Annotated in this window: 12 protein-coding genes; 8 read left to right on the plus strand and 4 right to left on the minus strand. The window is 60.7% G+C overall.

The features are described from left to right. Window positions 1–3: 3 nt before the first annotated feature. The 3 genes from surE to NXC14_RS09565 all read left to right on the plus strand — a co-directional run bounded on the left by surE (window position 4) and on the right by NXC14_RS09565 (window position 3,201). Window positions 4–777, plus strand: coding sequence for a 5'/3'-nucleotidase SurE (gene surE, locus NXC14_RS09555; RefSeq protein WP_085777934.1), 774 nt, complete (start codon window positions 4–6; stop codon window positions 775–777). Further along, window positions 774–1,427, plus strand: coding sequence for a protein-L-isoaspartate(D-aspartate) O-methyltransferase (locus NXC14_RS09560; RefSeq protein ID WP_085777935.1), 654 nt, complete (start codon window positions 774–776; stop codon window positions 1,425–1,427). The genes surE and NXC14_RS09560 overlap by 4 nt, the downstream gene beginning before the upstream one ends. 184 nt (window positions 1,428–1,611) lie before the next feature. After that, window positions 1,612–3,201, plus strand: coding sequence for a peptidoglycan DD-metalloendopeptidase family protein (locus NXC14_RS09565; protein ID WP_085777936.1), 1,590 nt, complete (start codon window positions 1,612–1,614; stop codon window positions 3,199–3,201). Window positions 3,202–3,290: 89 nt separating this feature from the next. Here NXC14_RS09565 and NXC14_RS09570 read toward each other — a convergent pair whose 3' ends face one another. Next, complete coding sequence (locus NXC14_RS09570) at window positions 3,291–4,163, minus strand: ATP-binding protein (RefSeq protein ID WP_085780052.1); 873 nt, start codon at window positions 4,161–4,163, stop codon at window positions 3,291–3,293. Window positions 4,164–4,368: 205 nt separating this feature from the next. On the opposite strand from NXC14_RS09570, the gene yajC reads away from it, so the two are divergent. From yajC to NXC14_RS09595, 5 genes are all read left to right on the plus strand, one after another. Next, window positions 4,369–4,716, plus strand: a complete 348-nt coding sequence (yajC, locus tag NXC14_RS09575; protein ID WP_064696006.1) for a preprotein translocase subunit YajC — start codon at window positions 4,369–4,371, stop codon at window positions 4,714–4,716. Between the two features lie 45 nt (window positions 4,717–4,761). Then, window positions 4,762–7,293 (plus strand): protein translocase subunit SecDF, encoded by a 2,532-nt coding sequence (secDF, locus tag NXC14_RS09580; protein ID WP_085777937.1) that lies wholly within the window; start codon window positions 4,762–4,764, stop codon window positions 7,291–7,293. 4 nt (window positions 7,294–7,297) lie between these two features. Further along, window positions 7,298–7,684 carry an Mth938-like domain-containing protein gene (locus tag NXC14_RS09585; RefSeq protein WP_085777938.1) on the plus strand — a complete coding sequence of 129 codons (387 nt, stop codon included), beginning with the start codon at window positions 7,298–7,300 and terminating at the stop codon, window positions 7,682–7,684. Window positions 7,685–7,686: 2 nt separating this feature from the next. Beyond that, the gene (locus NXC14_RS09590) at window positions 7,687–8,544 is read left to right on the plus strand and encodes a phytoene/squalene synthase family protein (protein WP_085777939.1); all 858 of its coding nucleotides are present in this window, start codon (window positions 7,687–7,689) and stop codon (window positions 8,542–8,544) included. A 71-nt stretch (window positions 8,545–8,615) separates the two neighbouring features. Next, complete coding sequence (locus tag NXC14_RS09595) at window positions 8,616–9,083, plus strand: hypothetical protein (protein WP_085777940.1); 468 nt, start codon at window positions 8,616–8,618, stop codon at window positions 9,081–9,083. Between the two features lie 9 nt (window positions 9,084–9,092). Here NXC14_RS09595 and trmFO read toward each other — a convergent pair whose 3' ends face one another. The 3 genes from trmFO to NXC14_RS09610 all read right to left on the minus strand — a co-directional run bounded on the left by trmFO (window position 9,093) and on the right by NXC14_RS09610 (window position 11,220). Continuing rightward, the gene (gene trmFO, locus NXC14_RS09600) at window positions 9,093–10,526 is read right to left on the minus strand and encodes a methylenetetrahydrofolate--tRNA-(uracil(54)-C(5))-methyltransferase (FADH(2)-oxidizing) TrmFO (RefSeq protein WP_085777941.1); all 1,434 of its coding nucleotides are present in this window, start codon (window positions 10,524–10,526) and stop codon (window positions 9,093–9,095) included. A gap of 105 nt (window positions 10,527–10,631) precedes the next feature. Beyond that, window positions 10,632–10,775, minus strand: a complete 144-nt coding sequence (locus NXC14_RS09605; protein WP_085777942.1) for a DUF1127 domain-containing protein — start codon at window positions 10,773–10,775, stop codon at window positions 10,632–10,634. 298 nt (window positions 10,776–11,073) lie between these two features. After that, the gene (locus NXC14_RS09610; RefSeq protein ID WP_004678838.1) at window positions 11,074–11,220 is read right to left on the minus strand and encodes a DUF1127 domain-containing protein; all 147 of its coding nucleotides are present in this window, start codon (window positions 11,218–11,220) and stop codon (window positions 11,074–11,076) included. Window positions 11,221–11,606: the final 386 nt, after the last annotated feature.

The raw sequence follows: 11,606 nt of genomic DNA on the forward strand, positions 1-11,606 counted from the left end.
GCGATGCGCATCCTGCTCACGAATGACGATGGCATCCATGCCGAAGGCCTTGCCGCGCTGGAGCGGATCGCCCGCACTTTGTCCGACGACGTCTGGATCGTGGCGCCCGAGACCGACCAGAGCGGCCTGGCCCATTCGCTGAGCCTGTCTGAGCCTTTGCGGCTGCGCAAGATTTCCGACAAGCATTTCGCCTTGCGCGGCACGCCGACGGATTGCGTCATCATGGGCATCCGCCAGGTAATGGACATCAAACCTGATCTTGTCCTCTCCGGCGTCAATTCGGGTTCGAACGTCGCAGACGACGTGACCTATTCCGGCACGATCGCCGGCGCCATCGAAGGCACGATGCAGGGCGTGCGCTCCTTTGCGCTGAGCCAAGCTTATCTTTACGAGGACGGCGCGCGCATCGTGCCCTGGGAGGTCTGCGAAGCACATGCACCGGCTCTTCTGGAAAAACTGATGGTGCTGGACCTGCCGGACGGTACGTTCCTCAATCTCAACTTCCCAAACTGCCGCCCCGACGAGGTCGACGGCGCCGAGGTCACCATGCAGGGCAAGCTCGCCTTCAACCTGCAGGTCGACGCCCGCTCCGACGGCCGGGGCTTCCCCTATTACTGGCTGAAGTTCGGCGAACGCGCCGGCGCCTTCATCGAAGGCACCGATATTCACGCCCTGAAGCATAACAAGATTTCGGTAACGCCTTTGAAACTGGATCTGACCGATTATTCCGTGACGGACCGCGTGGCGCGGGCCTTGGGATACGGAGCACAAGTTTGACGGCAAGACTGGCGGAGAAGGAGGGCTTTGCGGCGCTCGTCCTCAGACTGCGTGCCGAAGGCATCTCTGATCTCGATCTGCTGACGGCGGTCGAGCAGACGCAGCGCACGCTGTTCGTGCCGCCGCAATTTTCAGACGACGCCTATTCGAGCCGGACGATACCGATCGAATGCGGCTCTTTCCTTGAAGGCGTCGATTTTGTCGTCCGCATCCTGCATCACCTGAAGCTCAAACCGGGGCAGCGCGTCCTGGAAGTCGGCACCGGCAGCGGCTTCACCGCCGCTGTCATGGGCCGTCTGGCCGAGCGTGTTCTGTCGATCGACCGCTATAAGACGCTGACGACGGCTGCACAGCGGCGCATGGAATCGCTCGGTCTGCGCAATGTTGTCATCCGCCACGCCGACGGCAGCGCCGGCATGCAGGGAGAGGGCACTTTCGACCGCATTCTGGTTACCGCCGCATTCAATGCCATGCCGCGCTTTTATACCGACCAACTCGTTTCCGGTGGTTCGATGATTGCGCCGCTGATGATTTCCGAGAATGAGTGTCGCATGGTGCGGCTGACGAAAACCGGCAGCCGTTTCGAACGCGAGGAACTGTTCGAAGCCCCTTATCTGCCGATTGTTCCGCGTCTTGCATCGCTGCTGTAGAGGCAGCGTCCGAAGTCCCGCGCACTTTTCGGGATCACCTTCCAGGCACTGCGATTTTTCACCCGTAAGCTATGGTTATCAACTTCTCAAAAATATCGCGCTGATTCCAGCCTCTTAACCGCGTGGTAACACTAACGCGTTTTAATAGACTCACAAATGGTTGCGTTCTCAGTGGGTCGAGTCAATGCGTTTCAGTCTTTCGCCGAAGTTCAGTAAGTCGGCCGGTAATCTCCTGATTGTTGGCCTGCTGGCGAGTACCGCAACAGGCTGCAGTTCCGATGTGACACGGTTCGGCGGCTTGTTTTCCTCCTCGGGGCGGGATCAGATTACCACCAGTTCCATTCCGCCCAGCGGTCAGCAAGGCGATCCGGTGCCGCGCGCCGATCTCGGCGGTTCCGCCGTTGCCAGTCAGTCCGGTTACGGCGGCGGCAATAATACGCTGAATCAGCCCTATCCAGCGCGTCAGAGTTACGAGCCGGTGCGCACGTCGAGCGCGCGCATGGCTTCCTCGCCGGTCTCGATACAGCGTTCCGATCTCGCCGCTCCGACGGCCGCGGCGCCGTCCCGCCAGCGGGAAAAGGAAGTCGCGCTTGCCCAGCCGTTCCCCGCTTCGGCGCAGCTTGATAAGCAGCGGCTCGTAGCGCCCGCTGCCCCGAAGCCGACGCCCGATTCTTTGACGACGGGCACGACGCCGAAGGTTTCCGGCTGGTCAGCGACCAACGCGCCTTCCGTCACGCTGCGCCCGGGTGAGAGCATTGCGACGTTGTCGCGGCGCTTTGGCGTTCCGGAAAAGGAAATCCTGCGCGTCAATAATCTGAAGATGGCTTCTGCCGCTAAGCCTGGCCAGGCAATCCTGATCCCGACTTTGAATGGCGGCAATGCCGTCAAGGCGGCTTCGCAGGCGGCCGATCTTTCCAAGCCCGGCAATATGCCGGACCCGGCCAAGGCGCCGGAACAGAAGGTCGCTGTTGTCCCCGGCGCCAATTCCGCCCGGGACAAGACCATGGCGAGCGCCGATCCCACCGGCAAGGTTCCGGTTGGCGCCGGCAAGGACCCGAAGACACCGGGCGGCAGCTATGTCGTCAAGCAGGGCGATTCGCTGGCGAAGATCGCAAAGGCGACAGGCACCAACATCGACGATCTCAAGGCCGCCAACAATCTTTCGGCGAATTCGCTGCGTGTCGGACAGGCCCTGAAGCTTCCGAATGGCAGTGCAGATACTGTCAAGACCGCATCGATCCCGGCTGAGAAGGTCGAGTCGAAGCCGGCTGATCCGGCGCCCGCCCAACAAACCGCCTCCGTTCAGCCCGCGCCTTACAAGGCGCCGGTCGCCACCCAGTCCGTTGACGATGTCGAGAAGAAGTCCGACGTTAGCTCCGACGCACCGGAATCGACCGGCATCGGCAAATATCGCTGGCCGGTCCGCGGTCAGGTGATTGCCGCCTACGGCGCCAACGTCAACGGCAACCGCAATGACGGCATCGATATCTCGGTACCGCAGGGCACGCCGATCAAAGCCGCGGAAAACGGCGTCGTTATTTATGCCGGTAACGGCCTGAAAGAGCTCGGCAATACAGTACTCGTCCGTCATGACGACGGCACCGTCACCGTCTACGGCAACGCCGACACGCTGAGCGTCACCCGTGGTCAGAAGATTCAACGCGGGCAGACCGTCGCCGTCTCCGGCATGAGCGGCGATGTCAAGCAGCCGCAGGTCCATTTCGAGGTCCGCAAGGACGCCTCGCCGGTCAATCCGATGACTTTCCTGGAATAGGTATAGCGTACCAGGGAGCACAAAAGCCCGGCCGCCAGCCGGGCTTTTGTCATTTTTAGATCTCGTCAATTCCGTTTCGGGAGAGGCGCCTACGCCCGGCCGATATGAACGCGCATACGTCCGGCCAGATCCTGGATATATTGCCAGGCCACGCGGCCGGAGCGCGCACCGCGTGTCGTTGCCCATTCCAGCGCCTCGGCATGCATCTTGTCACGGTCGAGACCGAGCTTGAAGTGATCGGCATAGCCGTCAATCATGCCGAGATAGTCTTCCTGGCTGCATTTGTGAAAGCCGAGCCAAAGACCGAAGCGGTCGGACAGCGAAACCTTTTCCTCGACGGCCTCCGATGGATTGATCGCCGTCGACTGTTCGTTTTCCATCATGTGACGCGGCAGAAGATGGCGCCGATTTGACGTTGCGTAAAAGAGCACATTGTCGGGCCGCCCTTCGACCCCGCCATCGAGTGCCGCCTTCAGTGACTTGTAGGCGGTGTCGTCGTGATCGAAGGAGAGGTCATCGCAGAAGACGATCACACGGTACGGCGTGTCCTTCAGCAGGTCGAGCAGGTTGGGCAGGCTCGCAATATCCTCGCGATGAACCTCGACCAGCTTCAGCGGCACGCCGCTCTCGCGCCTGACATCCTCATGCACGGCCTTGACAAGCGAGGATTTGCCCATGCCGCGCGCGCCCCAGAGAAGCACGTTGTTGGCCGCATAACCCTCGGCGAACCGCACCGTATTCTCATGCAGGATGTCGCGCACGTGGTCGACACCGCGGATGAGTTTCAGCGCCACCCGGTTCGGCTTCTTCACCGGCTGCAGATACTGACGCGACGGTGCCCAGACGAAACAGTCGGCCGCATTCCAATCGTTGACGGCAGGTGCTGGTCCGGCCAGCCGCTGCACGGCGTCAGCGAGCCTTTTCAGTTCGGCAAGCAGGGCGGTGTTGATTTCCTCGGTCATCATGGGCCTCCTGATTTCTCGCTGCGGCAAGCCGCTTTGATCTTTCGATGCCGCCTACCATGGCGTTTTGCCAGCGGAAAGGTTATGAGGCAGCGGAATTGGTACTGTTCCCGGCTGTTTCTGTTGCATTCATCCAAGCTGCAACTATAGTCCGGCAACCTGAAAAGCAGGCGGAGTTCCGCCATAGAAGCCTGAGGAGTTTAGCATGTTCATCACCCCGGCATTCGCCCAGACTGCGACCGATACCGCAACAGGATTCGGCGGTTCCGGTTTCGAAATGATCATCCTGTTCGTGCCGCTGATGGTCGTTTGGTATTTTCTGCTGATCCGGCCGCAGCGCGCGCAGGCCAAGAAGCGTGAGGAAACTCTGAAGGCGATCCGCCGTGGCGACCAGATCGTGACCGGCGGTGGTCTCGTCGGCAAGGTGACGAAGGTCGTCGACGATAAGGAAGTCGAGGTCGAGATTGCCGAAGGTGTTCGCGTGCGCATCGTCCGCAGCGGCATTTCTGACGTTCGCGTCAAGGGTGAGCCTGTCAAGGCCGACGCGGCGTAACAAGCGATAACGGCGGAACCGCCGGATCGGAAGATCGTCGAGAGAATGTTGCATTTTTCCCGCTTGAAAACACTTCTGATTTGGCTGGTTGCATTTGCGGCCGTCGTCGTTGCTGCGCCCAATCTCCTGAGCGAGGCGCAGCGCTCTTCTCTGCCGGGATGGTGGCAAAACGACCACGTGACACTCGGTCTTGACCTGCAGGGCGGTTCGCACATCGTTCTGAAGGTCGAGCGTTCCGATATCGTCAAAGATCGGTTGGAAGAGACGGTCGCGAATGTGCGCAAGGCGCTGAGAGTTGCCGGCATCCGCTATACCGGGCTCACCGGCAACGGCCAGACTGTCACTGTCCGGATTACCGATCCGGCAGAGACGAAAAAGGCGGTCGATCTTCTGAAGCCTCTGACATCAGGTGACGAACATGGCCTTGCGCTGCGGCAGGGCGAGGAAGGGCAGCTCTCACTGCAGATATCCGATGCCGGCATCACCGCCGACATTGCCTCGGCCCGCAGCCGATCGCTCGATATCGTCGGCCGCCGCATCGCTGGCTTCGGCTATAAAGACTTTCAGGTTCGCCCCGATGGTGACGACCGTATCGTCGTGCAGGTGCTGGGATCCGTCGATGCGGAGCGGCTGAAGAACATTCTGAACCAGCCGGCAAAGCTTTCCTTTCATCTGCTCGACGAAAGCATGTCGGGACAGGAGGCGCTGAACGGCCGCTGGCCGGCCAGCTCGCAGGTGCTCTATTCGCTCGACGATCCACCTGTTCCCTATCTCGTCGACCGCACGGCATTCGTCACCGGCAGCAACATGGTCGATATCGAGCCTGTCGTCGATCCGCAGACGCAGGATACCTCGATTGACTATCGACTCGATGCGGAGGGCACGCAGCGGCTGGCGCAGGCGACAGCGCAAAATAACGGCAAGCACCTTGCCATCGTCTTTGACGATCAGGTGATGGCAGCGCCGGTCATCGATGCGGCGATCACTGGCGGCGAGGGCCGGATTTCAGCGAATTTCTCCGAGAATGGCGTTCGCGACCTTGCGGTGATGCTGCGCGCCGGCGCCATGCCGGCGACGTTGACCAGCGTCGAGGAGCGCAGCGTCAGCCCAAGCTTCGGCGCCGATTCCATCTTCTCCGGCCTAGTTGCCGGTCTTGTCGCCGTCGTACTGGTCGCAGCGCTGATGATCGCGCTCTACCGTATTCTCGGTGCCATCGCCGTCGTCTCGCTCTTCTTCAATCTGATCTTCATCGTCGCGGCACTCAGCCTTGCCGGCGCCACGCTGACTTTGCCTGGTATTGCCGGCATCGTGCTTATCGTCGGCATGGCGGTCGATTCCAACGTGCTGATCTATGAGCGCATCCGCGAAGAGGAAAGAACCAGCTCCTCCTTTGCACAGGCCGTCGGCCGCGGCTTCTCGCGCGCCTTCGCAACGATCGTCGACGCGAATGTCACGATCTTTATCGCCGCAATCATCCTTCTGTTTCTCGGCAGCGAGTCCATTCGCGGTTTCGCGGTGACGCTCGCGGTCGGCATTCTGACGACAGTCATCACGGCTTTCACGGTGACACGCTCGATCGTTGCCGCCTGGCTGAAAGCGCGCCATCCCAGGCATCTGCCGAAGAGCGTTCTCGCGCAGCTTTTCGAGCACGCCAATGTGCGTTTCATGGGGATCCGCCGTTACGTCTTCACGGCCTCGGCAGTGATCTCGCTGATCGCCATGGCGGCCTTTGCCACCGTTGGCCTGCAGCTCGGCATCGATTTCACGGGCGGCTCTCTCATCGAGGTGACGGCCAAACAGGGCAATGCCGACATCGCTGATCTTAAATCACGCCTTGACGATCTCAATATTGGCGAGGTCAGCGTCGAGCGTACGGGTGGGCCGTCGAATGCGCGCATCCGCATCGCCTCCCAAGGGGGCGGCGAGAACGCCGAGCAATCAGCGGCGACGCTGGTGCGCGGCGAACTCGAGGCAGACTATGATTTCCGCCGCGTCGAGGTCGTCGGCCCCGCCATTTCGGGCGAACTGACGACGATGGCGACGCTCGGTGTCGCAGCCGCACTCGCGGCGATCCTGATCTACATCTGGATCCGCTTCGAATGGCAGTTCGCCGTCGGCGCCATTATTGCCACGCTGCACGACGTCATCATTATGCTCGGTCTCTTCGTGCTGACCGGCATCGAGTTCAACCTGACGAGCATCGCCGCCGTGCTGACCATCGTCGGTTACTCCCTGAACGACACGGTCGTCGTCTATGACCGGATGCGCGAGAATCTCGTACGATACAGGAAGATGCCGCTGCCGATCCTGATCGATGCCTCGATCAACCAGACATTGTCGCGCACTGTCCTGACGGCGGCGACGACACTGCTTGCGCTGCTCGCGCTCTATCTGTTCGGCGGCGACGTCATTCGTTCCTTTTCCTTTGCGATGCTCTTCGGAGTCGCGCTCGGCACTTTCTCTTCGATCTATATCGCGGCTCCCGTGTTGATCGTCTTCCGGCTGCGGCCGGAGGTTCCCGACGGCGAAGAGAGCAACAAGACGGATGCTGGTGTAAAATCCGGCACGGTGGTTTGAAAACATGGCAAAAGGCATAGAAATCCGCGCGGCGCATTTTCCTGGCCGGGCTCCGATCGACACCTACGGCAATGGCGGTTTCCGTTTTGCCGATATGTCGCATCGCGGCTCGATCCTTTGCCTGCCCTCCGGCATTTACGGCTGGGACATGGACGTATCGAAGCCGCTGACGCCTGAAAACTTCCGCCGTGTGCTTGATGAGGCCGCCGATATCGAGGTTCTGCTCGTCGGCACTGGAGCCGAGCTTCACCGTCTGCCCGACGAATTGAAACAGGTGCTGAAGGCGCGCGGCATTTCTTCCGATCCGATGAGCACGGGTGCCGCGGTCCGCACCTTCAACATCATGCTGTCGGAGCAGCGCGCCGTCGCAGCGGCATTGATTGCGGTCTGACGATGGCTGATGCGAAACTAGCGACGAACCAGGACATCTGCCTGGCGATGCTGCGCGACAACGATCGCGACCGTTATCTCGCCTGTCTCCTGTCGCCGCAGGAGAAGCGCGGCGCGCTGGCGGCCCTTTACGCGTTCAATGCGGAGCTTGCCCGCATCCGGGATCTGGTGCACGAGCCGCTGCCTGGCGAAGTGCGCATGCAATACTGGCGCGACCTGCTGGAAGGCAGCGCGCATGGCTCGACGGCAGCCAATCCCGTCGCCGCGGCACTTCTGACGGCGATCGAAACCCATCGCCTGCCGCGCAAGACGCTGGTCGACATGATCGACGCCCGCACTTTCGACCTTTATGACGATCCGATGGAGACGCGGGTCTCGCTCGAAGGTTATGCCGGCGAAACGGCCTCCGCGCTAATCCAGCTCGCAAGCCTCGTGCTTTCGCCGGAGGAGGCACCGCGATCGGCAGATGCCGCCGGCCATGCCGGCGTCGCACAGGCGATTGCCGGGCTGTTGCTGCTGATGCCGCTGCATCGCCGCCGCGGCCAGCTCTATATTCCGCTGCAGATCCTTTCCGCCACCGGGCTCGACCGCGACGCCTTCCTCGCCGGCGAAGACCGATTGCGCATCTCCGCCGCCATCGAGGCCTTCGCCGGGCTGGGCCTTGAGCATCTGGCAAAGGCGAGAGGGGCAGGATCGATTGCGTCAGCCGTGTTCCCTGCTTTCCTTCCCGCGACTTTGGCCGAACCGGTGCTCCTCAAGGCGCAGAGGCAGGGTTCTCTCCTGTTCGACCGGCCGCTGCAGCCGCCGCAATGGCGCCGCCAGCTCAGAATGGCGCTGTCAGCGGGCCGTCGGAAAATCTGATATCGTTCAAATTCGCGCAAGTCTCGCGCGCTATAACGCCTTCACCACTATGCTTTGAACGGAGACTCGGCGTGGGCATTATCGTCTGGTGCGTCCTTTTCGCCATCGTCATCTTCTTTGCTTTCGCAGCCACACGCATGGCTGCGCAAAACAAGGAAGACAGTTTGCACGACACGGGTCTGGCCATCATCGAGTTCGGCCGCGCCTTTCCCAACGAGGCGATCCGCCAGCTGCAGGCGACGGAAAACGGGCAGGCGATTTTCGTGCGCCTGCACGACAACAAGGCCGGCCTCATGCGCAACATGGCACGCCATTTCTCCTGCCATCTGATTGAGCCCGGCCGTGTGCGTGCCGTGAGCACGGAGACGGGCAGGGGGTTGGCGATCGAATTTTTCGATGCCCCCAGCCACAACGGCAAATTCGAGTTCGCCTCGCCGAGGGAGGCTTCCGAAGTGGCGCTCTGGCTGCTCGGCAATTACATCGCCGAGCCAGATAAGGATCTGCCATCCGACAGTATTTCCGCGGCCAACAAGCAGTAGAACAGCTGCTTAGGCACTTTCGGCAAAGGTCGGCGTCTGGCCGAGCCAGGCGGCGCAGTCGGCAAGCGCGCGACGTGCGATCAACTGCCGTTTCATGATCGTTTTGTCCTTGCCGCGAAAGCGCTTGACGCCCTCGGGCTTGACGATCGAGCCCGGCTCGAGTTCGGGAAACAGCCCGAAATTGATATTCATCGGCTGGAACGATCGCTTGCCCGGCTCCTCGTCGGTGACGATATGCCCGCCGGTGATATGACCGAGCAGCGAACCAAGTGCCGTCGTCGCTGGCGGTAGCGAGATTGCCTCACCCTTGCGTTCGGCGGCGGCGAAACGCCCGGCCATCAGCCCGACGCTGGCGCTTTCCACATACCCCTCGCAGCCGGTGATCTGGCCGGCAAAACGCAGGCCCGGTCGTGATTTCAGCGTCAGCGACGGATCGAGCAGGGTGGGGGAATTGATGTAGGTATTGCGGTGCAAGCCGCCGAGCCGGGCAAATTCCGCATTTTGAAGACCCGGAATCATCCGGAAGATTTCCGCCTGCGCGCCGTATTTCAGCTTCGTCTGAAAGCCGACCATGTTGTAGAGAGTGCCGAGCGCATTGTCCTGCCGCAGCTGCACGACGGCATAGGCCTTGACGGTCGGATTATGCGCGTTCGTCAAACCCATCGGCTTCATCGGCCCGTGGCGCAGTGTCTCGCGGCCGCGTTCGGCCATGACCTCGATCGGCAGGCAGCCGTCGAAATAGGGGGTGCCTTCCCATTCCTTGAAACCGACCGTGTCGCCTGTGATCAACGCGTCGACGAAGGCATTGTATTGCGCTTCGTCCATCGGGCAGTTGATGTAATCCTTGCCGGTGCCGCCGGGGCCGATCTTGTCGTAGCGCGACTGATACCAGCAGATATCCATGTCGATGCTGTCGCGGTAGACGATCGGCGCAATGGCGTCGAAGAAAGCAAGCGAATCCTCACCGGTCTCCGCCTGTATCGCGGCTGCGAGCGACGGCGCCGTCAGCGGTCCGGTGGCGACGATGGCTAGATCCCACTCACGCGGCGGCAGGCCGGTGATCTCTTCGCGCACGACGGTGATGAGCGGATGGTCGTGGATTGCCTTGGTGACTGCCTCGGAGAAGCCGTAGCGATCGACGGCGAGCGCGCCGCCGGCCGGTACCTGGTGGCGGTCGGCCGCGGCCATGATCAGCGACCCCGCCATGCGCATTTCCGCATGGATGACGCCGACGGCATTGCTGGTCGCATCGTCGGAACGGAAGGAATTGGAGCAGACGAGTTCGGCAAGACCGTCGGTCTTGTGCGCATCCGTGCCGCGCACGCCGCGCATCTCATGCAGAATGACGGGTACGCCCACACTGGCGATCTGCCACGCGGCTTCCGAACCGGCAAGCCCGCCGCCGACGACGTGGATAGGGGAGTAGGAGGAGATCGTGTTCATTCCGGGCTGATATCATGTCGGCAGGTGCGATCCAACACCCGGAATCAAAAACGGCGCCCATAATGGCGCCGTCTTGAAACATCGTGACCGTTGCGAGACCCGCGATTAACGGAAAGAGCGGGATGCGATGTTGCGGATGTCGTAGCGGCTGACACCGATATCAGACAGGGTCTGGTTCGACAGGCTGCCGAGTTCGTTGATTGTACGACGATAGCTGAGCCAGCTTTTTGCGATACGGATCGGGTTCATTGTCTTCTTCCTCGAACAAATATCCGCGGGACGGCGGGATCGCCTGTCTCTCTGCGGTTGATGTTTATATAGGCGATATCGGTCGCATTGTGCAGTGCAAATAAGAGGCGTCTGCCATGCAATTGTGCACGATGATGCTCGCAATTTGAGCGGTGAATATTTTTTAAGCGGACGAAAGAACGGGGAAGTTCGCAACCGGAGCGGAAGTGCATTGTTTGCAAAAGAAAACGCCCGCTGCGGTGCAGCGGGCGTTTCAATCATTTGCGATCTGCTTGGAGGAAGCAGTGATCGCCTTGAATTAGCGAGAAGAAGCTTCGCGAGCGACGCGATGGATGTCGGAACGGTCAATGCCGAGGTCATGCAATTCGCGGTTGGTCATGCGACCGAGTTCCGTGACGGTCTGACGATACTTGCGCCAGTTGTTGAAAGAGCGAGTGATGTTCATGTTAAGCCCCTTTCCTAGGGTTTGATCTGCCAGCGGCCACCGATCGGCGCTGACCTCTATTTGATGGCCGGAATATATGTTGCGTCGCGAAGAACGAAAACAGCCAAGTTTTCAAGTCACCCATGCGAACCGTGCAATGCTTTACATAATCTTACCGCATTCTGGTCAACGAATAGGCAAAATAATTGCTGGAGAATTCCGCCTTTTCTCCCGCTCACTCGCCTTTCGATGAAACAAAGCCGCCCCCGCTGACGATCAGTCCGTTGGCGTTTCGCGCTGAATCGACAGGCTGTTCATTCGTCTCAATGCCAATGGCAAAACGATGGATCGCGATGGGGTCCCGCAGCTTCACGCAACGGGGACTTCGACATCTCGCTTTGGTGGCA

This window comes from Rhizobium sp. NXC14, assembly GCF_002117485.1.
In the GTDB taxonomy this organism is placed as follows: Bacteria; Pseudomonadota; Alphaproteobacteria; order Rhizobiales; family Rhizobiaceae; genus Rhizobium.

What these genes read in the sequence shown, in the direction of transcription:
- surE (WP_085777934.1), top strand. Translation starts at nt 4, where the DNA reads ATGCGCATCCTGCTCACGAATGACGATGGCATCCATGCCGAAGGCCTT.
- NXC14_RS09565 (WP_085777936.1), top strand. Translation starts at nt 1,612, where the DNA reads ATGCGTTTCAGTCTTTCGCCGAAGTTCAGTAAGTCGGCCGGTAATCTC.
- NXC14_RS09570 (WP_085780052.1), bottom strand. Translation starts at nt 4,163, where the DNA reads ATGACCGAGGAAATCAACACCGCCCTGCTTGCCGAACTGAAAAGGCTC.
- yajC (WP_064696006.1), top strand. Translation starts at nt 4,369, where the DNA reads ATGTTCATCACCCCGGCATTCGCCCAGACTGCGACCGATACCGCAACA.
- secDF (WP_085777937.1), top strand. Translation starts at nt 4,762, where the DNA reads ATGTTGCATTTTTCCCGCTTGAAAACACTTCTGATTTGGCTGGTTGCA.
- NXC14_RS09585 (WP_085777938.1), top strand. Translation starts at nt 7,298, where the DNA reads ATGGCAAAAGGCATAGAAATCCGCGCGGCGCATTTTCCTGGCCGGGCT.
- NXC14_RS09590 (WP_085777939.1), top strand. Translation starts at nt 7,687, where the DNA reads ATGGCTGATGCGAAACTAGCGACGAACCAGGACATCTGCCTGGCGATG.
- trmFO (WP_085777941.1), bottom strand. Translation starts at nt 10,526, where the DNA reads ATGAACACGATCTCCTCCTACTCCCCTATCCACGTCGTCGGCGGCGGG.
- NXC14_RS09605 (WP_085777942.1), bottom strand. Translation starts at nt 10,775, where the DNA reads ATGAACCCGATCCGTATCGCAAAAAGCTGGCTCAGCTATCGTCGTACA.
- NXC14_RS09610 (WP_004678838.1), bottom strand. Translation starts at nt 11,220, where the DNA reads ATGAACATCACTCGCTCTTTCAACAACTGGCGCAAGTATCGTCAGACC.